This is a genomic window from Streptomyces regalis, assembly GCF_001509475.1.
Classification (GTDB): Bacteria; Actinomycetota; Actinomycetes; order Streptomycetales; family Streptomycetaceae; genus Streptomyces; species Streptomyces regalis.
The window spans coordinates 1-24,979 of the sequence record NZ_LLZG01000026.1 but is presented as its reverse complement, the minus strand read 5'-3'; the positions used below and the strand labels follow the sequence as shown (position 1 = coordinate 24,979).

The following is a 24,979-nucleotide window of genomic DNA, read 5'->3' as shown; positions in this document are numbered from 1 at the left end:
ATCAGCCGGTGGCCGTTCATCTATGCGGGCACCATCCCGATGCCGGAGCAAACCCCCACATCAGGTCGAACCCGTACACCACTTCTCAGGACGCAACCGACGGCATATCAGCAATACCGTGCCTGCCATCCGATACTCCCGACCGACCGGGTGATCAGGGTGAGGGCCCCGGTCGGGATTTCAGATCTGCGAGGGCGGCAGAACCCGGCCGGGAAGAATGGTGGCAACTCTCGCAACCGCAAACGGAGCGCCAGCAGTCCACCCTGTCCGCGGCCTGCGGCCCTGCCCACAGCAACGAACGGACGGCCGCGCAGCGGTCAGCCTCGGAACGTTGGATCGGGCAGCTCGTTGGGCGGGGGCTCCGCCTACGTCCAGCCTGATCGCTGACGCTCGTGATCGTCGGTCTCTGTGTGCCGTCGTTGCCGCCAACGTTGTCGTCATTCGATTGCCGTCATTCGGAGGAGTACGGTAGGGCCATCTCGTCAGGCTGACGTGAAATGACCCAACCTGTGTCCGTCGCTCCGTCGGTCTGAGATCCTGGAAACCGATCGAGAGGGGCCGCAGGTATGGAGTGGAAGACCCACGGTGAGCGACAGATCTACACCAACAAGTGGGTGAACCTGTGTTTGGTTGACGTCCAGCAACCCGACGGGCGCAGGTGGGAGTACCACGTCGTTCGCCTCCGGCACCTGGCCGTGGCCGCCGTGGTCAACGATCGCCAAGAGGTGCTGATGATGTGGCGGCACCGCTTCATCACCGACTCGTGGGCCTGGGAGCTGCCCATGGGGCTGATCGAGGAGGGCGAGACCCCGGAGGAGGCGGTTGCCCGCGAAGTCCTCGAAGAGACGGGCTGGCGCCCCGGCCCCATCAAGCCCCTGATCTACGCCGAGCCGGCCAACGGCATCACAGACTCGCAGCACCACGTTTTCCGCGTGGATGGCGCGACCTACGCGGGGCCGCCCACGGAGAAGAACGAGTCCGACCGCATCGAATGGATCCCTCTCAGCGAGGTGCGGGGGATGATCGACCGCCGCGAGATCGTGAGCAGCGGATCGCTGGTCGGTCTCTTGTACCTGCTCATGGATGAAGCGATCCGCTAACCGGTGGTAGGAGTTCCCGCAGCCTCGCCTCGAAGGCCAGGGCTACGGGTTCTTGCCTGTACGGGGCCAACTGGCCGTAGAACTCCCTGAGATGGCCTGACACTCGCTCGGAGGCAACCGCTGACGCGGGTTCAAGTGCTCGTGTGGCGGTGTGGCATGCCTGTTCGAGCTTGCCCTGATCCAACTGCGTACGTGCCAACCAGAAGGCGTGAAACGCACGGCCACGCTGGTTGGTGTGGTCTTCGTGCCGCAAGGCATCCGCGATCAAGGGTTCGGCGGTGGCTGCTTCGCCCAGTCGGCCGTGCGCGATGCCTGTGTCCACGATGAGCTTCGGCTGGTCGAAGTAGGTCACCCACGACGGGTCGGGGTCGCTTGCCTGGATCTGCTCGAAATGCCGGTGGGCTTCTCCGATCGCCCGGTGAGTGGAATCCCGGTTGCCGAGGGCGGCATGAGCGAAGGCTTCGCGCATGGACAGCATGGACAGGACGCGTGGGGTGGTGCCAAGGTCGGAGCGGGCCTGGTCCTGGGCGGCCGTCACGAGTGCCAGCGAATCCGCGGGCTTGTCCTGGTAGGTCGCCTGCAGGCTCATACAGGCCAGCACGTTGGCCATGAACTGCCGGTCATCGATGTCCTTGGCCAGTTGCAGGGCCTCGGTGAAGTACGCGCGGGCCTGGTTGTACTGGCGGGCATCGAAGTAGGTCCAGCCGGTAAGGCGTGCCAGTTCGGCTGCGATTCCGTACAGGCCGTTCTGGATGGACGGCGGCCGGTTCTCCTTCAGGAGTCCAACGACATGCCGAAGCTGGCCGACGATGGCCGGCCGCAGAGCTTCGCCGCCGTGCTGGTTGTCCCGTCGCCAGTAGTCCTCGATGGAAGAGCGAAAGGCTTCAAGTGTGGCTGCGCTGAGGTTCGTTCGAGTGGCCAGCGCCAGGATGCTGTCTACATCGGGTCCTGGCAGAGACGCGGATGGCTGCTGCTCGGGCTCCGGCGCTTCTGGTGCCTCGCGCTCGGTTACGACGAGGGCCTGAGGCGTCTCCCACGGTCGACGGGCCAGCCCCAGCGTGTCCCCCGGGATGCGCAAGCCGTCCGCGATGCGCTCCACGACGTCCATGTGCTGCAACTGGCGTCGGCCTGCGATCACTTCGCCAACACGGCTGGGGGTCAGCTCACATCGTCTGGCGATCATCGACGGGTAGATGCCCGCCTTGGTCTTCACTAGCCGGAAGACTCTGGCGAAGTCCCGTACCCGGCACGCATGGATCATCTCGGGATCGGTGAGCAGCCTGGCAGGTAGTTCCTGCGGCCGGTCGGCGTCGGGCATTGGCAAGCTCCCACACTGCGAGGGCTACGCAACGTCGCTGGTTCTCTACTTGCCGCGATGTTACCCAAGTTGGGTAATCAGCCTGACCTTTTGGCGGCGGTCCCCGAATCGTGATGCTCCTTCCATGGCGAGCAACCAGCAGACCAGACCAGACATCGGTGAACTGGCGAAGGACACCGCCAAGAACCGCATCGGCGTCGTCATGGGTGAGGTCGGCGGCCGTGTGCAGATAAGGCCGATCGGCGGCGGCACGGAGTGGGATGCGATGCCGGACAACGTCAAGCCGCCGAGCGCGCGGGAGGAACTGAGCGCACGCCTGGCCATCAGGAACGGCAACAGTCGGGACGGGCTGTGATGCGCCTCCTCGGCCGGTGCGCGGGAGTCCCGGTCATCGTCGTGATCAGCGGGTCGTGCGGCCTGGTGATCGGTATAGCTCTCGCCATGGGTCAGTAGAAAGGCCGCCCCTCTGGTCGTCCATGGGCCAAGGCTGGGCGACCGAAGCGGGCCGTAAGTGTCACGCACCGCCACACACAAGGAGTCTTCGCATGACGGCAACGGCGAACGATCAGAAGACCGGTCGCGCGGTAGCTGGTGAGGAGTTGTTCGAGAGCCTCGCCCACTTCGTGGTCGTCCACAACGGGCAGTCGCCCGAGCGTGCCGAGCGGATCGCGGACCAGGCGGTCGCGTTCCTGGTCACGGCGGCCACCGCCACTGTCCCCTTGGTCCCGTCGGACGACGTGGACCTCGGTCTGCACGCGCTCATCCTGCACACAAAGGAGTACGCGGAGCTGTGCGAGCAGTACGCGGGCCGCTTCCTGCACCACAACCCGAAGCCGGGTGGGGGAGGCCGTGACCCGGAGATGGTGGCCGCATCGGTGCGGGCCATGAAGGCGGCCGGGTTCATGGTCTTCGATGACCTGTGGACCGTGGACGGCACGAACCTTGCGCAGTGCGACTCGGACTGTGGTCGACCGTACGGTCAGGTGTAGCTCACACCACATCAGCGACACGGTCGGCCTCAACTCGTGGTCGGCCGCGTTCGCCCGGAAGGAGAAGAGACGTTGTCCGGCTCGACCCCTGAACTGCCGATCGTGGTGCTCGACGCGCTCATGCCCACGGCTCAGTGCTTGGTCCTCAATCGTCGGGGCTCCATGGTCTGGGAGGTGGAGGCTCCTCGGGGCCACTACGCCGTGAAAGTCGGCTATCCGATCGAAGCCACGGCCAACTGGCCCGCCCAGCCCTGGACTGCTCTTGCGCCTGCACGCGAGGGTGCCGTGCTGTATCACCTCGGCTTCGCCGACTTCGCGTACGGCGAGTGGGAACACGGGACGTGGAACTTCCAGCCATGGCGTGAGGGGCCGGACCTGTACCAACTGTGGGAGCCGTGCCGTAGGCGGGACTCCTCCGTCGCACCGGACACCAGCGTGGCGTTGGGCTGCGTCGAGGCGCTGGCCGAGCTGCACGCCCAGGGCTGGGCACACGGTGATGTGCAGCCCGCCCACTTCATCATCGGGCCGGAGCGCACGCACCTCATCGACCTCGCCCTTGCCCGAGGCGGACGCGTGCCCGAGGGGTACGACTTCCCGTTCCGCGGCTGCCTCGTCCACTACGAGGCCCCGGAGATCGCCCGCAGCGTGCTTGACACTGGGGAGGCCGAGCCGACGCAGGAAGCTGACATCTACGCACTCGGCGCTGCTCTGCTGATCTCCGCCACAGGCTGGCGGGCGGTCGAGTACCCGGACGACGCCCCGCGCCCTGTGCAGAGGGAGGCCGTGGCGAACGGTCGGCGTCGGCCGGTGAAGGCGCCCGGTGAGCTGGGCGATTTGATCGACACGATGCTCAGCCATGCGCCCGAGGATCGGCCCACCATCTACGAGGTGGGTAAAGCCCTGAGCTGATCTCAAAGCCCCGGTTCATCCGGCGTCTCCCGCGCGGCTGAACCTACCGACCAAAGACCGGACCACCCCCTCAGCCTGGACCACAATCCGGGGCGGTCCGGTCACGGAAGCAACCCCCGCCACTTCTTCCGCTCGTACTCGGCCGGTGAACTCGGCCGACTCATGACCACCGCAACAGCTAGGAGCGTTCCCGCGCCATGACGGAGACTGCCGCCGCTCGCGTCCGCGAACTGAACCTCTACCGCAGGTACTTCGACCTCGTCGCCGCCGGTGAGAAGACGATCGAGGTGCGGGTGAAGTACCCCCACCTCGCAGACCTGGCCGCCGGAGACGTCATCCGCTTCCGCATCAAGGGCACGGACGAGACATGCGACGTCCTGGTGAAGCGGGTCACGGAGTACAAGACGTTCGAGGAACTGCTCGACGGTGAGGGCCCGGCAAACGTCAACCCGGCGTCCTCCCGTGAGCAGCAGCTCGCCAACATCCGCGAGATCTACCCCGCGGAGAAGGAAGCGCTCGGCGCACTCGCCATCGAAATCGAACTGCTGCCCCGGTAGCCCGCCCGCCGTACGGTCCTCGCTCTGCGAGGGTGCGGTACCGCTTCCCGGGCGCCCGTCGCCCGTGACACAAGGGGCGGGCGCCGACAACACGACCGCCCCGCCTCATCAATGGATGCCCTGCCGGACGCTGTCGCGTCAGAGGAGGAGCATCAGCACGAGTGCCACCAGCACGGCCCCCAGAACGAGAAGGCTCCCGATGAAGAGCCGGTCGGGGATGCCGCCGGGGTCCGAGGTGAGGCCGGATTGCTGGGGGAGCGGCGCTTGAGCGGGGCGGGGCGGCGAGGGCGCGGCGGGGGGTCTGCCGTTGCGGTTCATCGCGTCCCGCAGCAGCTCCCTCCACAGTTCCGGCGGCAGGTCGGGGACCCGGCCGTTCGCCGGTTCGATGATGCTCTGCCGGAGCCAGTTGAACGCGAGGGGGTGGTTGCTGCGGCTCATCAGGGTCAGCACCTCGCCCAGTTGGGTCAGATGGCGCCTGTCCCGGACCAGTGGGGCGACGGCCCAGGTGAAGAGGTCGGCCGCGTTCTCGGCCTCGGCCATCTTCGAGGTGTGTTCCGCGGCGGGTCCGTGCGGGGTGAAGTACAGACCCTGGTGGAGCACCTCCGCGCACAGCGCGTGCTGCATGTCCGGATGACGTCCGTGGACGCGGCCGGGCTGCCCCAACTCCTTCAGCACCAGATCAAGGGAGTCCGGCGGGAGTTCGCCGGAGCGCAGTTCGTCCAGGAGCACCTCGTCGGGCTGCTCGCCCAGCGCCGCCATCAGGAGGCTGCGGCGCATGCCGTCCCCGGGGTGCCGGTTGTCGAGCAGGTCTTGGTGGAGGCCGTAGGTGTCGTGGCCGTTCGGGTTCGCGTTCGGGTTCGGGTTCGCATTCGGGTTCGCGTACGGCTGCCCGTAGGGGGCTTCGTACGGAGCCGCCGGGTACGCCTCCGGAGTCGGAGCGGCCGGGTACGCCTGTGGGGCCGGGGCGGCCGGGTACGCCTGCGAGGCTGGAGCGGCCGGGTACGTCTCCGGAGCCGGAGCGGCCGGGTACGCCTGCGGGGCGGCCAGGGCCTGGGACGGTTCCATGGCTCGGTCCGTGCCGAGGATCTTCTTGAGGCGGGCGCGGCGGCGTTCCCAGTCCAGGGACGCGCCGTCACGGAGTTGCTCGACCAGTTGCGGTACGCCGGCGCCCTGCTCCGGGTGGGCGAGGAGGTGCTTGACGAGTTCGGACGCCGCCCAGAGCTCGAACCTGCGGCCCGTCGGCTTGCCGCCCATGACCCGGGCCAGCGGGCCGGACCCGCCGTCCGGCTCCCAGTGCGGGACGGACATCAGCCGTAGGGGATGGGTGTCCGCCGTGTCGTACGTGGCGAATGTCCACTCCTGCTCCAGCCAGGGGCCGAAGAGCAGGAACAGCCCGAGGTAGACCAGCGGGACCGCGTCCTGGTCCGGCCAGCCGGGGTGCTTCTTCTCGTCCACGAGCAGCGACATCCGCTGCGCGGGGTCGAGGAGCCACTCCGCCGCCGCATGGGTCAGCGCGTGCTTGACCGTCGGCAGCTGCTCCACCATGGCCGGGAGCCGCCGGCGCGCCAACTCGTCGAGTTGCGCGCACTTGACCATGTCCTTCTTCCCGGAGGCCGTCTCGGCCGTCTCCTGCTTTCCCCAGCCGCCGTACGCGAGCCCGAGGCACTGGCGGACCTTCAGGGTGCCGGGGGCACCGATCAGGACATGGCTGACCGTGCTGGGTCGGCCGCCCGGGTCGGTCGTGGGCCGGCGCATCACGAGCAGGACGTTGCCGTCGCGGGACAGCGTGCGCACGACGCTCGGGCGGGCGGCCGCCGCGCCGGAGACCCACAGCAACCGGCCCAGTTCCCGGCCCAGTTCCTCGGCGCGCTCGGCCTCGCAGGAGTGGGCGACGGCGTTCATGCCGGTGCCCTGGCGGCCGTGGTTGCCGTCCCACCGGAAGACGACCTGGTGCACCGAGCCCCGGTCCTGGAAGTCGTTCACTGATGTTCCCCTCCCTCGGATCCATCGGGCTCCTCGGGCCCGTCAGACCGCTCGAAAGACCGCTCGGAAGACCTCTCGAACCGCTCGGGTCCCTCGGCATCCCCGGCGCCCGCGGCTTCCTCCCACGGCACCGCTTCGAGCGCCGGTGCCTCTCCCACCGCCAACGCCTCGGCGCCGCCCGGCACTTGGATCAGCCCGTGCATGGTCAGCAGCGCCAGCAGCGGCTCCAGCACCCGTCGGGGCCCCGCCCCGGCCGGGTAACGGCCCTGGTCCTCCTGGCCGCCGGTGGCGGACGCGATGTGCAGGGTGCACCGGCGGATCGCGTCGAAGGGGCGCAGCCATGCCTGGCCCGCATGCCGGCGCAGCAGCCCGTACAGGTCCCGGCTCTCCTCGCGGATCAGCTCGGGGTCGAGTGAGGTGGTCGGGGGTCGGCTCAGCCAGCGGTCCACGGGCGGCTGGAACCTGAGCAGGTCGGCCTTGCCGAGCACCATCGCGGCCGGCACGTCCAGATACCCGCCGCTCTTCGGCAGCCGGTCCAGGACCGTGCCGAAGGCGAGGTCGCCGTCCCGGTTGACCTCCACCCCCCAGCGTTCCCTGGCATGGTCCAACTGCGGCAGTGGCAGGGCCAGCGCCGGGTCGACGACGAAGACCAGGGCGTCGACCCCGAGCAGGAACCTGAGCGCCGCGTCGGTGCGTACCAGGTCCTCGCCGCCCAGGTCGAAGAAGGCGACCGGGCGTACCTGTCCCCGGGCGTCGGTGATCAGCAGGGACTCCACGAAGCGGGCGAAGTCGTCCATGCCCAGCGCCGCCGTGTGGTCCAGGACCTTGCCGTTGCGCAACGGCTGCACCCGGTCCCGCAGGAACCGCGCGTGCTGCTCCGGATTGACGGACTGCCACGTCAGGCCGAACGGCTCCAGACCGCCGTCGGTGATGGCCGCGATCATCTGGGTCAGCAGATGACTCTTGCCGGTGGAGGACTGGCCGACCATCGCGACGGTGAGCGGGCGGCCGTACGTCAGGTAGGGCACCGGGATGTAGTGCGTGGGGAACTCCGGGTCCGCCGTGCACTTCTGGACGGCGCCGCGCATGATGTCCGTCCGCCGCAAGGGGTTCTTGATGCCGGCCGGGTCCAGCGGCTGGTACTGCATGCGGCTGTCGGTGACGAACAGTTTCGTGAGGTCGAGCCGGATGGTCTCCAGGCAGTACGGGCAGAGCACCTCGCCGTCGGCCGACCCCTGTCCCGATCCCTGCCCCGACGTGGACGTGGAGCCGTTGCGGGGGCGGGCCCCGGGTGCCTGCCGTTTGAGACGCAGCGCCTCCTCGAAGGCCTCGTGGTGCGGGCGCGTCTCGTCGGGGGGCACGGCGAGCCGGACGCGGCGGGCGGCGCCCTGCGCCATCAGGTCCAGCACCTGGGCGGGCGTCGGCCGGTCCGCCGCCCTCGGCGCGAAGGCGTCCCGCAACGTCCGGTCGAGCTTGCGGTGTTCGCCGAGGTCGGCGGGCGGCCCGTCGGCAGGGCCGAGCCGCCCGGTCGCCAGCCGGTAGAGCAGCTGTGCCGCGCTCCACACCGCGTCCCGGGGATCGACGACCCCCTCGCGGCCGCGCTGTTCGGGCGGGCAGAACGGCGTCGGGCCCCACGGGCGCCTCGGCAGCCCGATCCGGGTGACCGACTCCAGCCCCCAGAGCTGGGCCTTGGCGCCGTCCCAGCGCACGGTGGCGGGCGAGATGCCGCGCGGCACCAGGCCCTGGCCCTCCAGCAGGCACAGGGCCAGCATCAGGTCCCGGGTGAAGATCTCCTGGTCGGCCGCGCCCATCACATGGATCTGGGCGACGTCCGTACCGCGCGGCGGGTGGTACAGCAGGAACGGCTCCGCCGTGTCCAGCTCGTAGCCGATGAGCCTCGGGAAGAGGGCCGTGTACTCCGTGTCGCCCAGCAGCTGGTTCAGCCGGAAGGCGATGCCCGCCTCGGTGTCCAGCAGCGCGCGCGCCTCCTGATTCTCCGCGGCCCTGGCGCCCAGCCGTACCTGCACGCACCGCTGTCCCCGGTCGTCGAGCACGGCCTTGCGCATCAGCTGGGGCAGCGGCGGGTTGGGGCGGAACTCGCGGCCGACGCGGACCGGGGTGATCCGCCGCCGCCCCGACGGCTCGGTGAACGCCAGCTTGTCCGGAGGCGGCCCGCCCGGCCCCGGCATGCGGGCATGCGTGGTGCTCGTCACCAGCGGTCGCCGTCCCCTCGGTCGTCGCTCTGCGTCCAGTCGCCCGAGCTCAGCCAGTCGTCCGAGTCCGTCCGGTCGTACGACGCCGTCGGCTCGTACGAGGCGGTCCGTTCGTACGGGTTCGCGGGCTCGCCTTGGCCGGGCCGGTCGGGCCGGTCGGGCCGGTCGTAGGGCTCCGCCCGCTCGTACGGCTCTGTCCGGTCGTACGTGTCCGTCGTGCCGTACGTGTCCGTCCCGTCGTCCCTGTCCATGCCCCTGTCCATGCCCGCGTCCGTGTCCGTCCCGTCCGTCCCGGAGCCGTGCCGGGGGCGGACGGTGTTCACCACGCCCATGCGCAGCGGGGTGAGGCGCACCAGGCCGGCGTACCGGCCCGACGACGTCCACAGGACGTCCTCCGGGTGGACCGAGCCGCTCGTCCGCCAGGCCTTCTCGACCTCGTCGCGTACGGCCCTCGGGGCGAACCGGAGCCACACCGCGGCCGCCGGGTCGCGGCTGAGCAGCGTGCCCTGTTCCGGTGTGGACAGCTGCACCACTGCCTGCCGGTCGGCCTCCGCGCCGACCAGTTCGGCAGGTCCCTGCGGATCGGTGCCGAGCAGGCTCGCCGAGGTGGCGCGGACGCGGCGCGGGGCGGCGAACGGGGGCGGGGCCAGCACTCCGTTGTGCTGGAGGTGATGGCGGGCCGTCGACAGCAGCTCGCGGACCCGTTCCTCGGTGCGCAGGACGGCGCGGGCACCGGCCTGGCCACGCTCGACGGCACCCCAGTAGTGCTTCATCGCCTCCAGCGCCGCGTCGGTCAGGTCGGCGGACAGGGTGGCGACCAGCTCGGGCCCGCCCTCCCCGCTCTCCCGCTCCAGCCAGCGCGGCACAACTCCCTTGCCACGCCGCCCACTTGGGGGGTTGCCGCTTTCCCTGCCCGGCTCCCTCTCCTTCCCCTTCCCCTTCCCCTTCTCCTCTTCCGTCGGCTCGTCCTCCCAGGCGTACATGCTCGCCCAGTCGCCGTCGTCGGAGTCGGCGAGGGCGTCGTCCGGCTCCAGGTCCGTGTCGTCGACGAGCCAGTCGTCCTCGGCGGACGTCCCGGCGCCGGACGCACCGAAGCCCGTGGACACCCCGGCAGTCACGAGGCGCTCCTGCTCGGGCTCCGCCTCGGCCTCCGCGGCGGCCGCCGTCGCCCGCAGCATGCCGGCGACGGAACGGGCGGCGTCGGCGCAGTACAGCCGCTCCTCGACGGCCCAGTGCTCCCGGACCGCCTCGGCCAGCAGCGCGTCAAGGCCCTCAAGTGCCCGGCGCAGTACGGCGGTTGCGTGGCCCGGGGCCCAGGCGGCGGCCGCCGCGCGCCAGAGCCGGCGGACCGTCTCCTCCGCGACGCCGAGGGCGATCAGCAGCCCGATGGTGCCCACCCAGACCGGCGAATCGGTCGCGTACCCCACCGCTGCTCCGACCGCCGTGCCGACGACCGCCGCGACCGTGGGGGCCACGCCCCAGGGGCCCGGGCGTCCCGCGCCCTTCAGCCGGGCCGACCCGAGCACCGCCATCCCGACGAACAGCAGCGGTACGACGACCGCCAGCGCGAGGTAGGGCCCCGACCACAGCGCACCGAGCAGCCCCGCCCCGGCCGCCGCCAGGGGACCGGCCACCGGACCGCCGGGGACCTCGGCGCCGGCCGTGCCCGCCGCACCCGTCTGCCGGGCCACGGCCTCGGCGGAGTGGGGGGTGAGCTTCGGCAGCAGTGCCGAGCCGGGTACCGGCTCCACCCGCCCGGCCAGACCGGTGAAGCGCTGGGCCACCGACCGCAGGGCGAGCTGCTGGCCCAGCAGTTTGTGGGCGAACTCCCGCAGCCCCTCGCCGATCCGCTCGCCCATGCCCTCGGCCGACGGCACCCGCAGCCCGAGGGCCGCGAGGCGGGTCGCCGACTCGGCGGCCGACGGTGCGCTGCCGCCGCCGCTGCGCAGGGCCGTGGTGACGAGGTCCCGGTAGTTGTCGAGCGCCTCGCGCGCCTGGTCGACGTCCGCCTCGAACGCCTCCCGTCGGGAGGCCCGCAGCAGGCCGGGCAGGGTCCGCAGCCCGGCCAGCGCCTCGTCGGCGTAGTCGAGGACGTCCGCACAGGCGCGGTAGGCCTCGTCGGCCACCCCGCCGGGTTCCCGGTGCCCCAGGTCCCGGCCGCCCCGGCCCGCGACCAGGACGCGCAGCGGCTCCGGCAGATCGGCTCCGGACGAGGTGGTCAGCAGCACGTCCGGGGCCAGTTCGGTGTCCTCGCCGGCGAACCGGGTGAGCGCGTCGCGCCAGGCCCGGTCGCGCACCTCCGGCGGCAGGTCCTGCTCCAGCAGCCGTACGCCGGGTGCGGCGACGGCCTCGGGCAGCGACTGGATGCGGTCCAGCACCTCGAGGTAGACGTCCGGGACCGACAGCACGTCCACCAGGACCGCCAGCGCGTCCGGGTCGTCGGGCTCGGGCTGCTCCAGCGCGGTGCGGGCGGAGCGCAGATCGCCGGCCCACAGCAGCGCGGTGCCCGAGGCCCGCAGCACCGAGGGCCGCAGCAGTCGGCGGTCGGGCTGGAAGCCGCCCTCCGCCCCGGCGAACGCGCCCGGCGCGCTGCCCACCAGCAGCACCAGCAGCCTGACCTCGCTCACCGCCCGGTAGCCGGTGAGCAGCTCGTACTGCAGCTGGTGGTCGGTGAGCCCGGCCGGGGTGTCGACCACCAGGAACAGCGGTTCGTCCGGCTCCGGCAGCCCGGCCCGGCCCAACTCCTGGGCGACCCTGGCCCGCAGGGCCGACGGACTGTGCAGCGCCGCGGCCCCGGCACGCAGGTCCAGATGGATGACCGTACTGAAGTCCTGCGACCGGCTCACTGCGCGTCACCGTCCCAGGGGGCGCGGCGGCCGGTGTCGCGGGGCTCGTCGTCGTCCCACGGCGGCCGCGGCGGGACGCCGCCGTCCCGCTCGGAGAACCGGCTCCGGTCGTCGTAGGCGTCGTACGCCTCGCCGCGCTCTGCCCTGTCCGGGCCGGCCCTGTCGGGGTCGGGCCTGTCGGGGTCGGGCCTGTCGTAGGCGCCGTAGTCGTCGCGGCGGCTGTCGGTGCGGGCGCCGGTGCCGCTGTCGCGGCGGGTGTCCCAGCCGTCGCGGCTCTCCCGGTCCTCCTCGCCGCGTTCGCTGCCGTACGGCTTGTCGTAGTCGTCGTAACCGCCGCCGCGCGGGGTGACCGGCGCGGTCCCCCAGTCGTCGTCGTCCGGTGCGGGGCGCCGGGGTTCGTTCAGGCCCGCACGGCCGCGAGGGCGGTCCGGTGTGCCGCCGCGGACGTGTTCCAGCAGGTCGCGCAGAGTCGGCTGGACGGCGCGCTGGTCGCCGAACTGGGTGTCCAGCGCGGCCGGGAGGGTCTCCGCCCAGAACTCCCACAGCGGGCGTACCCAGCCCTCGACCCGCTCGCCGCCCCGCTCCCGGCGCTCGGTGAGCAGCTCCAGCTGGCGCGGGGCGACCTTCTCGACCAGGTCGACGAAGAGCGGATGCGGTTCGCTGCCGGCCCGGGCCAGGCCCAGCGGCTGGGCCCGCATCAGCTCGCGGCAGTAGTCCTCGACGATCCGCTCGTCGTCGAGCACCGTCCAGCGTTCGTACGAGCGCAGCAGCTCGGCCCAGCTCGACACGCCCCCGGGGTAGTCCCCCAGCCGCAGTCGGACGCCGGGGATGTCCGTGCCCTTCTCGGGGGACAGCCGCAGGCGGACCCGGTCTGGCGACGCCGGGTCGCCGTCCACCACGTCCACCTGGCCGTTCCACATGCAGTACAGGAGGCGGTGCAGAATGACCCGCCGGTCCTCCTCGCTGCTCACCATCCAGCTGTCCCGGTAGCCGAGCCGCTGCCGCCACCGCAGCACGTCCTGGGCCTGCTCGTTGTCCTTCGCGCGGGCCCACTGGCGCAGCACCTTGCGGGCCTCGGGCACCTGGGTGAGGCTCATCTCGCTGCGGAAGAGGACCACGGTGATCGAGTCGCTCTCCACGCCCCGGTACTCCACGGAGTTCTTCGCGTCCGAGGGCAGCCGGAGCTTCTTGCCGAGGAACTCCTTCACCTCGTCCACGGCCTGCACCCGCGGGTGGGTCACCAGGACCCGTAGCAGCCCGGTGCCCTCGGGGGTGAACCCGACCGGCAGCAGACCGGTCAGCTTCCGGCCGAACAGGTCGAGCGCCTCCTTGCTGACCTGGTCCTTGGCGTCCGCGTCCCCCGCCGCCGCGGCCAGCAGCGTGCCCATGGACGGCAGCAGCGGCCGCTCCTCCAGATGCGCCCCGCTCTCGGCGAACAGCCGGGTGATCCGGGCCTCCAGCTGGCCCTTGACGCGGGCCACCGCGCGCTCCGGGTCGCGCCGGCTGATCGCGTGGACCTGGCGCCAGGTGTCGCCGTCGACCAGCTTGAGCAGCAGGTCCGCCTCGTCGTCCTGCTCCCGCAGTCCCTCCCGGCGGACCAGCCGGTCGACGACGTCCTCGTAGAAGTGCCGGAGGCTGCGCTGCGGCGGCAGCAGATACGAGATGCCCGTGCGGTCCTCGTACAGCTCGCGGCCCTTCTGCTCGGCGGTCTTGCGCTCCTGGTCGCTGTGCCGGCGGAAGGCGTTCACCAGGCGTGCGAGGTCGGCCCCGGCCGCGTCGGCGTGCGGCTGCCAGTGCTGTTGCTGATCGCGCCAGGCCTCGTGCCACACCGTCCGGCAGCGCCACTGGTACCAGGCGTCCTGCTCCTGGATGGCCGCCTGTACGTCGTCGTCGCCCCAGCGGGCCGGTGCCAGGCCGCCCAACTGGCCCTTGATGCGGGGGATCTTCGGCGGCTGCTCGGTCACCCCGGGCGGGCGCTGCGGATTGCGGGCGCGGTTGTCGAGCATGCCGAGGAAGCCGAGCTTGGCGATCGGTTCGTCGCTGCCGGGGACGCCTCGGACGATGCGTTCGGCGAGGAACGGGTCGACGCTCTGCAGCAGTTTGTCGATGGCGGGGCGCGGGGCGAACCGGTCGGCCATCGCGATGGCGGCGCGGTCCGCCTCGGCCCGCAGGTCGGACAGCAGCCGCTGCATGTCCGCGATGCGCTCGCCCAGCGCCTGCTCGATGGTGCGGCCGCCGCGTGGCAGCGGATCGGGCTCCGGCACCGGCAACTGCCTGCGTTCCCAAAGCTCTTCGAGGTTGGAGTCGGCGAACAGCTGCCGGATCATCGGCACCGCCCCGCCCCGCAGCTCCGCACGCGGCAGCTCCACGAGGTCGGTGACTGCGAGCCGCAGCAGCCGTCCGGCCACCAGGTCGGCGAGCTGGTCCATCGGCGCGGTCATGGAGGCGACCAGGCTGGTGGACACGCCCTGCCGGCCGATCCCGGTCGGGGACACGGCGCTGCGCTGCACGCCCCGGTTGATGAAGCTCGCGGCGAAGGTCTGGAAGTCGTCGTCGGCCGCCAGCTTCCGGCCCCGGGAGCTGCCGTCGCCGAGCTCGGTGCCGATCAGCGACATCACCAGGGAGACGATGGAGCGGCGCAGGTCGTCGGCGCGGATGCCGGCGGTCGGGCTGAACAGGAACGCCGTGGGCAGGATGCCGGTGCGCAGCCGGATCGGCGTCGCGCCCGGGTAGCGGATGCCGAGCCCGAGCTCCTGGTCGAGATCGCCGATCTCGTGGCCCTCCGAGGGTGCGTTCTGCGTGTCCACCAGCCGGAACAGGTCGACCAGCGCCCGGGCCGCGTTGAGTTCCGCCTCCCGTCCGCCACCGGTCGCGGATGAGAACGACGACGGCATGACGACCAGCGGGTAGATCTTCACGCCGTCGAAGCGGCGCAGCTGGAAGGCGTGGTTGATGAGGTGCAGGTAGTCCAGGAAGATGCCGGCGCCGGTGCCGCCGGCCACCGAGAAGGCGACGAACACGTCACAGCCGTTGACCTTGCCGCCGCCCAGTTCGCTGAGCTCGCCCGCCGACTTGGCGATCGCGTCGATCGCCTGGAGCAGCGGCTCAAGTACAGGGGCGAGGCTGTGCCGGAGGGTGGCGAACAGGGCGGCCCGGCCGACGGTCGGCAGCTGGCCCGCGCCGGCGTGCAGCGGCGTGACCTTGGGCTCGTCGATGCGCGGCGGCAGCCAGTCGGCGACCTCGTCGCGCAGGACCGCCCGGAGCATCTTGGTCACTTCGGGGGAGGCGTCGAAGTTCGGCAGCAGGTCGTGGGTGGCCCGGGAGGTACGGGCGTACGCGGCCCGCAGGGACGGGTCCACGTTGAACTGCGGCAGCCGCTGCAGATCGCTCTCGCTGTAGTCCGCGTACACGAACTGCAGGCAGTCGGGCAGCTGGAACGGGGCATGGCCGCTCTGCCGGCTGAGCGCCATGCCGTCCGGACCGCACAGCTCGGCGCGCAGTCTGCGTTCCAGCTCGGCGCCGACCAGACCTCCGGTGCCGCCCAGGCCGACGAAAAGCATCGGCTGGAAGATCTTCATGGTTTCCTCCCCGCTTCACGGCCGACGCGGCCGCCGGTTCGTGCTCGGTACGTCTGTGGTGCCGCGCGGCGGGACGGCCGCGTCGGCGCTGCGGTGCGATGTGGTGCGATGTGTGCGGTGCGATGTGGTGCTTGTGCGGTGCGCGGGGGCAGGCCGGCGGTGATGTGTCCGGCCCGCCCCGCGTGTCACAGGAACTCGTCGTAGGGACTGCCGCCTTGGCTCGGGGGCCCCTGGTCGCCGCGACCCGCGAAGGCGCCCTGCGGCGGGCGGGGCCCCGGACCGGCGGTCCCGCCGAGGGTGAGGCTCAGCGTGTCGGTCAGCTGGACCTGGCCGCGGACGGGCAGCGCGATCCGGTTGCCGCCCTTGCGCACCACCGCTCCGCCCTCACGGCTGCGCCGGACCGCGTACGGGCCGTGCGCGCGCTTCTCGATACGCGGGCTGCGATGGGCCTCGGCGACGGCGAACTCGTACCACTGCTTGTTGTTGCCGTGTCCCGCCTTGTGCTCGCCCAGGACGGTGCCGTCCTCGGAGACCAGCTGCAGCACCAGCCCGAACGGGTCCCGCCGGCGCCTGCGCAGCCCCAGCCAGGCGACGACCGCCGCGGCGGCCAGCCCGATCGCGACGGCGCCGGACACGAACGCCCACCAGTACTTCTCCCAGATCCCGGGCTCCGGCGTGACCCGCACCGAGACCGGGGCGCGTTCCAGCGTCCGGTCGTCGTCGGTGGTGTCGACGACGGTGAAGGTGCCGGAGAGGTCAAGGCCGTCGCCGAGGCGGTCACCGAAGGCGCCCTCGGGGGAGACCTTGACCGTGACCTTCCGGGTGCCCTGCTCACCGGGCTTGAGAGTGATCTCGTTCGGCTCGACGGAGAGCAGCCCGTCCTTCACATCGGCGACGGACAGCCGCAGGGTGTGCGGGGCGTCGGAGGTGTTGCTGACGTCCAGCGTGCCGGTGACCGTGCCGCCGGGGTGGGTGTCGCCGTCGGGCAGTTCGACCGGTGCCCTGACGGGCAGTTCGCCGGGCGCGACCTCGCCGGTCTCGCTGCGCGTGTCGGCGCTCAGCCCCGAGGCGGTCAGCGTGGCGCTCACCGTCAGCGCCCCGTCGGCGTCCTCGGGGATGGTCACGGTGCCGGTGAAGGAGCCGTCGCTCGCGTCGGGGTCGGGCCCCTTGCCGTTGTCCGCGAGGTCGAGCGCGAGCGGGGAGAAGCCGTCCCCGGTCAGCTCGCTGCGTACGCGCAGCCCCTCGTAGTCGCGCGGGTCCTTGATCTCGTAGCCCTCGCGCGTCTGCAGCCGCATGGTCACCGTGACCTTCTCACCGGCCTGCGGTGAGGGCGGGTCCATGGTGATGGCGCCGCGCAGCTCGCCCTGCCACAGCACGCTGACGGCGACGGGCAGCGAGCGGTGGCCCTCCGGGGCCTCGGCCTTCACCTTCCAGATGCCGGGCAACGGGTCGACGATCTTCAGCGCCTCGACGGTGCCGGAGCCGCCCGCCAGCTCGAACCGGGAGTTCTTGTACGTCCCGGAGGTGGCCGGGACCTTGTCGCCGGCCGGGTCGATGTAGGTGATCTTCACCTTGGGGTCGCCCTTGTCGACGACGATGCTGCCGACGGTGGCCAGCGGGGAGATGCCGATCTCCAGGGTGGCCGGCGGCCGCTTGCTGGGGCCCTCCTCGTGGCGCAGGCAGTGGGCGGCGGCGAAGATCTTCTCCAGGGTGGTGCCGACGTCCTTGGCCCCGTCGACCTTGTGGGCCCTGGGAGTCGCGGAGGGCAGCTCGACGCAGCCCTTCTGGTAGCCGCCGGCGGCGATCTGGTCGAGCTGCTTCTTGTCCGGGTCGGGCCCGAAGCCCAGCGGCCAGATCTGGACGTTCTGCGCGGCGGCTTCCTCCAGCGCCAGCTTCAACTGCCGTTCACCCTCGGCCTTGCGGTGCGCGCGATCGCCGTACTTGAAGCTGTCCTCGACGTCCATCTTCCCGTCGGTCAGCAGGAACAGCACCCGGGGCACCGAGGCGTCGGAACCGTCGGTCAGGTCGTCCACGCCCTGCCGGATGGCGGTCGGCAGGTCGGTGCCGGTGCCCTCGTTCTTCTTGCGGCTGCGCAGCTCGTCCACGCAACTGCCGACCTCCTCGCGGCCCGCCGCGTTCAGCGTGGTGCGCGCGCACACCGGGTCCACCACGCGCTGGCCGGCCTTCTCGGCGGCGGCGAAGCCGAACACTGTGACCCGCGAGGACGAGGAGACGTCGCCCAGCGCGATCCGCTTGGCGGCGGCCTTCTCGGCCTTCATGTCCTCGGGCGCGAGGCTGGCCGACTCGTCCACGGCCACCGCGTAGTCGACCGCCGGGAACACCGGTTCGGAGTCCGCCGCAGGCACCGGATCCTGACCGGCCGGTGCCAACAGGGACACGAACACCGCGGTGCCGCCCAGCACCGAGATCGCGGCGCGGCGCACCCGGGCCCTTCCTGTCTGCCGTCTTCCCGTGACTCTTCCCACGGCGTCCCCTTGGTCTTTGAGGTTCGTGCTTGAGGTTGGTGCTTGCGGTTCTTGGTTCGTCTTGCGACGTGTACGTGGTGACGCGTCTGCCTCGTGCCTGGTGCGCGCCGATGTCGTGTGCGGTGGTGCGTTGGCGTGTGTGCGGTGGTACGGCGGTGTTGCGTGCGCCGGTCGGGGATCAGCCCGCGGTCAGACCCCAGGCCACGGCCAGGGCCGCCGACGGGGCGAGCGAGGCCACACCCCAGCGGATGGCCCGGTACTTGGCGGACAGGATCGAGCTGACGTCCACGGCCTGGACGAGCAGCCATCCGGCGGGATCGCGCCCCGCCTCGGCGACCCGGGCGGACAGCCGCGCGATGTCGTGGGTGGCGGCCACCAGATCGCCGAAGTAGGTCACCTCGTCCCGGCCGCGCACGGTGCCGGTGCGCGGCATCAGCGCTGCGACCAGCGCGGCCACCGCGACGGCCCACAGCACCCCGGAGACGATCAGCGTCAGGTCGGCGAGCCCGTCCCAGCCGGGCGTGCCGTGCCACCCGACCAGGAACGCGGGCAGCGCGAGCGTCCCCGACAGGAGCACGGCCGCCTTGGAGTCGGCCCGGCCGAGGTCCTCCCGGACCGTGCTCAGCAGCCGCTCGGCGATGCGCTCCCCCGCCCGGTCATGGCAGTGCCGACCCCCGTGCGGCACAGGCCCGACCGGGTCGGGGGAGGTCTGTGCCGCCCCGTCGGCGGTCATCGGTCCTCGTCCACCCAGGACCATCCGTCGTCCTCACCTCGTCTGCGACGCCGCGGCCGATCCCACTCCCGCTCCCGTTCGTCGTCGGGGTAGTAGGGCTCCGGCCGGTAGGTCCGGGGCCGTTCGCCGGAGCGCGACCCATCGTCGTGGTCGTGGTCCGGGACCGGTCCCGGAGAGTCGAACTCCGGCCGACGGGACAGCCGCCGTGCTCCGGCACGACGGTCGTCGTAGTCGGCATCGGCGTCGTCGTAGTCGGGGTCGTCGTCCCGGTAGTGCGGCTCGGGCTGGTCGGTCCGTCGGCGGTCGCGGAAGCGTGGGTCGTCGTAGTCGGCGTCGCCGGCCGGGGAGTAGGGATCCGACCGGTGGGTCTCGCGCCGGGCGCGGGGCGGGTAGCCGTCGTCGTCGGCCGAGTACGGCTCCCGGTCGGTCCGGCGTCGCGTGCGCGAGGGCCGCTCGTCGGCGTCGGCGTCCTCGCCGGCGTACGGCTCCCTCCGGCCGGACCCCGTCCGGTGCGGCTCGTCCCGGGAGGGCTCGGGCCGATGGGGGCGCCGTCGGGGCGGTTCGTCCGACACCCAGTCCGGGGTGAACGCCCCCTCCGCGGACGACTCCAGCTGCCGCGGCTCCCGGCGGGGCGGCAGTGATCCGAGGGGGCCCTGGATGGGACGGCGCCGGTCCGGGTTGATGAGGTTCAGGACCTGCGTCTCCACGTCGGTGGAGGCGAGCTCTCCGCTGAGCGCCATGGTGTAGAGCCGGTCGACCCGCTCCTGCTCGTCCTGCCTGCCCTCCTGGCGGATCTTCTCCAGGAAGTCCTTGGCCCCCTCGGGATCGGCCGCCAGCATGAAGCTGAGCTGTTCCAGCTCCCCGCCCTGCAGCATGCGCCGGAACGCGTCCTGACGCTGCCGGGTCACCTCGGCCTCGGCCACCACGTCCCGCTTCTTCTTCGCGTGCTCGATGGCGTCGTCGTCCACCCCCAGGCGGACGTACAGCCGTACCCGCAGGCCGAGTTCGGCCCCCAGATCGCTCCAGCGGCCGCCGACGCACTCGCGCGTGATGACCCGGTTGGCCTGTTCGGCATCGGTCACCCGGTAGGACCGCGTGACCTCGTGCAGCCGTTCCAGGATCGGGGAGGTGAGCCGCGTGGCGACATCCTTCACGGCCTGAACGGCGACCAGATGGGGGTCGGTCACCTCCCACTCGATGTCCACCTCGGCCTTGAAGAAGGCCGTGCTGCCGGCGGCGGGGAGGTCCATCCGTAAGGGCGTCACGAAGGTGCCGACCGCGATCTCGCAGACGGTGTACGGCCGGGCCAGCGTCCGCTTGTCGACGTGCCGCACACCGAAGGCGGTGACCACGCTGTAGCCGCCGTTCCGGTAGAACACCACCGACGTCTTCTGGGCACTCACCGGCGGCAGCCCGCCCGTCGGCGTGTACTCCTTCAGAAACGGGCCCGCGGGGGTCGAGTCGGCGGCAGCCCGTTTGGCCTGCAGCCGCTGCTTCGCCTTCGCCCGCGCGTCGTCGTTGTCAGCCATGCCTCTCCTCCTGGCCCGTCCGGTCCGCCGGTGAGACGGCGAGCCACCACAGGTCGCGCGCCTTCGGTTCGGGGAGCGGCTTCTCCGGGTCGTTCATCATTCGGCGCAACAGCCAGTCCAGCCGCCGCCGGTCGTTCTCCTCGGTGGCCAGCGCGGGCAGCAGCGCCGCCAGCCCCGGCCGGGTCCACTCGGTGCCGTCCTTGCGCACCGCCGACCGCAGCAGCGCCTCCAACGCGTCCATCGCCACGTCCTTCGAACGCGCCGTGTTCAGCGCGGTCCACAGCAAGTCGGCCATGGGGACGACGAGTTCGGGCCGGGTGGCGGCGAGGGCCAGCGGCAGCGGCCAGTCGCCCCGGCCGCCCAGCGGGGAGGACTCGGGGTCGTCCGTCAGCACCTCGTCCACCGTGGTCAGCGCCAGCCGGACGGTGGTCACCAGACCCAGGTCCTGGTACGGCTCCTTCTTGTGGTGGGTCCACTCGGCCACCCGCTCCAGCACCTGAGCGGCATCGGGCAGGGTCAGCAGCCGTACGACGTTGAAGGAACTGACGGCGAGTTGATCACCTTCGTCCCGGATCCCGATGCGGGCCAGGGCGTCCAGGGTGTCGTCCGTCGTGGCGGCGGCGTTGCCGTAGCCCAGGGCCATCGCGGCGGTCCAGCGCAGCGACTTGGTGCCGTTGCTGCTCCAGTCGCCGACGATCTTGTGCACCGTCCTGCGGTGCGACTCGTGACCGGCGGCCTGGTCCATGGTGGTGGCCGCGAAGATCCGCCGACGGGGCGTGGTCGCCTCGGCGAGCGGCCGGACCAGCTCGGTGTAGCCGTGGTCGAAGTCCCGTACGCACAGTTCACCGGCGGCGACCGCGGCGCGCATCCACACCTGGGAGCGCGGATCGTCCGCCAGCAGCCGCAGCCAGCGCACCACCGGCGCCCGGACCGGGAAATGCCGGTCCCACAGCTCGGTCAGCACCGCGGAGGGCAGGGCGGAACCCCGGTACCAGATCAGCCGCGCCGGCACGTCGTGCCCGGCCACCTCGACCTTGCCGTCCTTGAATTCGGCGCGCGAGAGGGCCTTGTCGACCTCCGGGTCGTCGCAGAACAGGGGGCGGGCCGGGGTGTTCTCCGGGTCGCACTGAACGGACAGTTCCCAGGTCAGCAGGTGCGCGGCAGTGGCCACGGCGCTGTACGACGCCCCGCCCAGCACGGCCAGTGCGATACGGAACGCCACCGGGTGGAACAGCGTCGCCGTGTCCGACCGGCGGGCTTTTCCTTCCGCGTCGGCCCGGGGCGCGGTGAGTGCCCGGTCCACCCCGGCGAACCACTCCTGGGCCTGCTCGGCGGCGATGCTGCGGTAGCCGGACAGCAACTCCTCGTACGAGACGTTCCCCAGCACATGCCCGGCCAGCAGCGACGCCAGCAACTCGGCCTCGCCGGGGCGCAGATCGTCCAGGCCGAGCGCATCCTTGAGCTCCTCGGACTCCGCGAACTCCTCCGCGCGCGCAAGAAGGTCGTCCAGGGGCGCGCCGCCCTCCCGGCCCTCCGCGGCCCGCTCCTCCAGCTGCTCGCGCAGCCGGGTGGCTAGCAGTTCCTCGGTGGGCGCGGGCGGGCAGAGCATGCCGTACCGCCCGGCCAGCAGTGCGTTCGCCGCCGACCCCACGGTCACGACGATCACCGCGAAGGCCTCGCGGCGGGCCAGGGCCGCGGCGAGCTCGTCGAGGTCCATCTCGTCCGGCGGCAGGGCGTCGGTCCGGGTGAGGGACAGCTCCAGCAGATAGCCGGTACCGCGCCGGGCCTCCTCGCCCTCGTCGTCCAGCGTCCCGGCCAACTGCCGTGGCCCGCCCTCCGGATCGACCCGAAGGACCCGGGGGCCGGGGGCGGGCTCGGCGCCCAAGTCGTCCGCCGTGCGGTGGGTGACCTCGTCGAGGAGCGACAGCGCCGTACTCGTACGTCCCGTTCCCGGCGCGGCACCGAGCACCAGCAGCCGCCGGGCACGCAGCGCGCCGCGCAGCCGTACGTACCCCTGCGGCACCACATGGACCCGGCGGAGCCTGCGCAGCTCTTCCTCGGGGACGGGGCCGCTGCGCATACCGGAGCCGGGCCGGCGCGAGCCCAGCAGCAGGTTGAAGTTGTCGCCGATGTGGGCGCTCTGGAGCCGCGAGTGGGCAAAGCTGATCAGGTCCCGGCGGACGTCGAACAGCTGCCGGGTGGCCCGGCGCGTCCGTGCGGCGGCGGCGAGATCGGTGGGCCCGTCCTCGCCCTGATCGTCGGCGAGGGGATCGCGGGTGCGCTCCTTGAACCGCCCTGCGGCACGCTCCCGTTCCTTCTCCCGCTCCTTTTCCTTTTCGTTCTCCTTCTCCGCATCCTCGTCCTCGGCGGACTTCTCGCCGTCGGACTTGCCGTCGTCGTCGCGGGCCCGCTCGCCCCGGTCCTGCTTCCTGTCGTCTTTCCTGCCGTCCCCGGCCTTCTTGTCGTCGTCGGACGACCGTCCCCCGCCGGGCCGCTCGGGGGCGTCGACGGCCGCGCCGCCCGCCTGCTCGTCGTCGCTCACTCGGCTCAGCCCCTCCCCTTCTCGGTGCCGCCGTCGGTCTTCCGGCCGATGTGCACGTCCCCCTGGTATTCGTTGTGGTGGTTCTGGGACATGTCGCCGGTGACGTCGTAATGAATCCGCAGGCGAGCGGGCCGATGGCCGGCCATCTTGTCGCCGACGACCTCGAACTCGTCGTTGTCGTCGAACTCGTCGTCGCCCGATTCGTCGTCGAAGCCGGAGGAGGCGGGCTGCTGATCGGGGCCGGCCGTGAACCGAGACCTCGGCCGGATGCCGGCGAAGTCGGCGGTGATGTCCGCGGCTTCGGCCACGGCCTCCGTAAAGGCCGACGGCGTCACGGGGATCGCCGGAGCGGGCCGCCCCGGCAGGTGGAACCAGGCGGTGACCTCGCCCTCCTTGAGCTCCAGCCGGGCCGAGGAGTAGTGCGCGGGCTCGATGAACTTGCCGCCGCCGCTGACCACGTCCTCGTACAGGGACTGGGAGGTCACCAGCACGAGGTCGGCCTTCTCGGCGTCGAGGAGCTGCCGGGCGACGGGGGAGTCGGCCAGCCGGCAGGCCAGGTCGACGGCGCGTCCGCTGATGCCCCGCTCGTCGTGCCGGACCGGGCCGACGTGCATGCCGATGCGCAGCCCGAGGGGGACGGCCAGGTCACGGTTCTCGTCCCGCAGCTTCTCGTGCACCTCTATCAGCCACAGCCCGAGCAGCCGGCTCACCGCGATCCGGCCCGGCACCGACAGCAGCACACCGTCGCCGCGGTCCTCCATGTGGACGGCGTCCCGGGCCACCTTGGCGTGGCTGAAGGCCGTCTCGACCACCCGGTAGATCCGGGCGCGCATGCGCGTCTTGTCGACGTCGTCGTACCCGCCGGAACGTCTGGCGTCGACGCTGATCACCAACTCGTAGTGTGCTTCGGTGAGTTCCAGAGCGTCGTGGTTCACCCATGCCCCCTGCATGTTCTTTGCGCTTGCCGAAGAGGTGGTTCGTCCTGCCGGGGACGTGGTCCGCGGAGGTGGTCCGTCCCCTCAGAGTCAGGCCCGGGACGTGAGGCGTCTGTAGCCGTTTACACACGGCGGGGCGTGGGTTTACTCCTGATGACCGTCCGCGAGGAGGGCGAGCAGCGCGGGGTCGAGGATCTCGACCATCCGGTTGCCGGTGCGCACGATGTTCTGGGTGCGCAGCAGCCGTAGCGCCTTGGCGACGGCTTCGCGGGTGGCGCCTATCGTGGCGGCCAGTTCGTCCTGGGCCAGCTGGACGACCCGGCCGGAGACGGCGGGGCCGGAGGTGGCGGGGCCGCTCGAGGGGCCCGCTGCGGACGGGGTGTAGGGGCCGGAGGGCTCGGCTCCCGACAGTTCGGTGAGCCGGCTGGCCAGGCGCTGCAGCACGGTGAGCGAGGCGAGCGCGGACCGTTCCTGGTCGGCGCTGCGGAGCCGGAAGGTGAGCTGACGTATCACCAGACCGCTGACCCGGGTATGCAGAGCCAGAAAACGACGAAACGCATCCCCGGATATGACCTGGGCCTCTATGGGGCCCAGTGCACGCACGGTGGCGCTGCGGGGATGCGGATCCAACGCGGCCATCTCACCGAGCAGTTCACCCGGGCCGCGCAGGCCGAGTATCAGCCGGGTGGCCCCACGGTCCGTCGCCACGGATACGGTCACCCACCCCTGAAGAATGATCACGACGTGACTGGTCCGGTCGCCCTCGGTGAGGAGATGGGCGTCGGCCGGGTAGCGCTTCCGGTTGCCGAGAGCCATCACGCTCTCGCGCTCCTGGGGAGTCAGAGTGTGCGCGAACGCCAGCTCATTGCCGAGCAGCCCCATGGCCAGCCCCCCGCCGCATTCCGGACGCCTGGGATTTCGATGGGTGTTGATGGTGGCAGGGCAAAGTTCCGGGCCGAGCGGATTGCGCCATACCAGGGGTACTGGCCGGTAGTTGCGGAATGCCTGGTTGGTCGCCCTGTCGCCGTGCGCCCCCGCCGCGCGCCGGGCGCCGACACCGACCGCAGGCCGTGCCCGCCACGCCTGTGTCCGAGGGGACGATCGTGAGGTCAGACACAGCACTCGAACAAGGGGGCGTATCGGCGTCGTGATTCGGTCAGTCGATGGAGAGTTGGCGAAAACTCGGGTTTGCGCTGTGACAGGGGTGATGACGAGGTGGTCGCGAGGTGAGGGCACGGTGAGTCGGGAGGGGGGCGTGGGG

The 24,979-nt window shown here is 71.6% G+C and carries 16 protein-coding genes; 5 read left to right on the top strand and 11 right to left on the bottom strand.

The window, feature by feature from the left end; translation table 11 throughout:
- Positions 1 to 566: 566 nt before the first annotated feature.
- Positions 567 to 1,100 carry an NUDIX hydrolase gene (locus ADL12_RS06400; protein ID WP_062699436.1) on the top strand — a complete coding sequence of 178 codons (534 nt, stop codon included), beginning with the start codon at positions 567 to 569 and terminating at the stop codon, positions 1,098 to 1,100.
- Here ADL12_RS06400 and ADL12_RS06395 read toward each other — a convergent pair.
- Entirely contained in the window at positions 1,078 to 2,418 is a 1,341-nt protein-coding gene (locus tag ADL12_RS06395; RefSeq protein ID WP_062699435.1) for a helix-turn-helix domain-containing protein, read from the bottom strand. The two genes, ADL12_RS06400 and ADL12_RS06395, sit on opposite strands and share 23 nt — an antisense overlap.
- 124 nt (positions 2,419 to 2,542) lie before the next feature.
- Between ADL12_RS06395 and ADL12_RS06390 the strand changes: the two genes are divergently transcribed.
- From ADL12_RS06390 to ADL12_RS06375, 4 genes are all read left to right on the top strand, one after another.
- Positions 2,543 to 2,773 carry a hypothetical protein gene (locus ADL12_RS06390; protein ID WP_062699433.1) on the top strand — a complete coding sequence of 77 codons (231 nt, stop codon included), beginning with the start codon at positions 2,543 to 2,545 and terminating at the stop codon, positions 2,771 to 2,773.
- A gap of 190 nt (positions 2,774 to 2,963) precedes the next feature.
- Entirely contained in the window at positions 2,964 to 3,407 is a 444-nt protein-coding gene (locus ADL12_RS06385; RefSeq protein ID WP_062699431.1) for a glycine-rich domain-containing protein, read from the top strand.
- A gap of 72 nt (positions 3,408 to 3,479) precedes the next feature.
- Positions 3,480 to 4,316, top strand: a complete 837-nt coding sequence (locus tag ADL12_RS06380; RefSeq protein ID WP_062699429.1) for a protein kinase domain-containing protein — start codon at positions 3,480 to 3,482, stop codon at positions 4,314 to 4,316.
- 197 nt (positions 4,317 to 4,513) lie between these two features.
- Positions 4,514 to 4,873, top strand: coding sequence for an ASCH domain-containing protein (locus ADL12_RS06375; protein ID WP_062699427.1), 360 nt, complete (start codon positions 4,514 to 4,516; stop codon positions 4,871 to 4,873).
- Positions 4,874 to 5,011: 138 nt separating this feature from the next.
- Here the strand turns inward: ADL12_RS06375 and ADL12_RS06370 are convergent, their stop codons facing one another.
- The 10 genes from ADL12_RS06370 to ADL12_RS06325 all read right to left on the bottom strand — a co-directional run bounded on the left by ADL12_RS06370 (position 5,012) and on the right by ADL12_RS06325 (position 24,600).
- Positions 5,012 to 6,856 (bottom strand): hypothetical protein, encoded by a 1,845-nt coding sequence (locus ADL12_RS06370; protein ID WP_062699425.1) that lies wholly within the window; start codon positions 6,854 to 6,856, stop codon positions 5,012 to 5,014.
- Complete coding sequence (locus ADL12_RS06365) at positions 6,853 to 9,069, bottom strand: hypothetical protein (protein WP_244187793.1); 2,217 nt, start codon at positions 9,067 to 9,069, stop codon at positions 6,853 to 6,855. Before ADL12_RS06365 ends, ADL12_RS06370 begins: the two co-directional genes overlap by 4 nt.
- The gene (locus ADL12_RS06360) at positions 9,066 to 11,915 is read right to left on the bottom strand and encodes a hypothetical protein (protein WP_063806621.1); all 2,850 of its coding nucleotides are present in this window, start codon (positions 11,913 to 11,915) and stop codon (positions 9,066 to 9,068) included. Before ADL12_RS06360 ends, ADL12_RS06365 begins: the two co-directional genes overlap by 4 nt.
- Complete coding sequence (locus tag ADL12_RS06355; protein ID WP_062699423.1) at positions 11,912 to 15,493, bottom strand: tubulin-like doman-containing protein; 3,582 nt, start codon at positions 15,491 to 15,493, stop codon at positions 11,912 to 11,914. Before ADL12_RS06355 ends, ADL12_RS06360 begins: the two co-directional genes overlap by 4 nt.
- 185 nt (positions 15,494 to 15,678) lie before the next feature.
- The gene (locus tag ADL12_RS06350; RefSeq protein ID WP_107119842.1) at positions 15,679 to 17,937 is read right to left on the bottom strand and encodes a VWA domain-containing protein; all 2,259 of its coding nucleotides are present in this window, start codon (positions 17,935 to 17,937) and stop codon (positions 15,679 to 15,681) included.
- Positions 17,938 to 18,157: 220 nt separating this feature from the next.
- Entirely contained in the window at positions 18,158 to 18,712 is a 555-nt protein-coding gene (locus ADL12_RS06345) for a Pycsar system effector family protein (RefSeq protein WP_062699419.1), read from the bottom strand.
- Positions 18,709 to 20,241, bottom strand: coding sequence for a hypothetical protein (locus ADL12_RS55430; protein WP_063806620.1), 1,533 nt, complete (start codon positions 20,239 to 20,241; stop codon positions 18,709 to 18,711). Before ADL12_RS55430 ends, ADL12_RS06345 begins: the two co-directional genes overlap by 4 nt.
- Entirely contained in the window at positions 20,234 to 22,783 is a 2,550-nt protein-coding gene (locus ADL12_RS06335; RefSeq protein WP_062699417.1) for a hypothetical protein, read from the bottom strand. The genes ADL12_RS55430 and ADL12_RS06335 overlap by 8 nt, the downstream gene beginning before the upstream one ends.
- Positions 22,784 to 22,788: 5 nt before the next feature.
- Positions 22,789 to 23,718: a hypothetical protein gene (locus ADL12_RS06330; protein WP_062699438.1), complete on the bottom strand. Its 930-nt coding sequence runs from the start codon at positions 23,716 to 23,718 to the stop codon at positions 22,789 to 22,791.
- A gap of 144 nt (positions 23,719 to 23,862) precedes the next feature.
- Positions 23,863 to 24,600 carry a Crp/Fnr family transcriptional regulator gene (locus ADL12_RS06325; protein ID WP_062699415.1) on the bottom strand — a complete coding sequence of 246 codons (738 nt, stop codon included), beginning with the start codon at positions 24,598 to 24,600 and terminating at the stop codon, positions 23,863 to 23,865.
- Between the last annotated feature and the right edge of the window lie 379 nt (positions 24,601 to 24,979).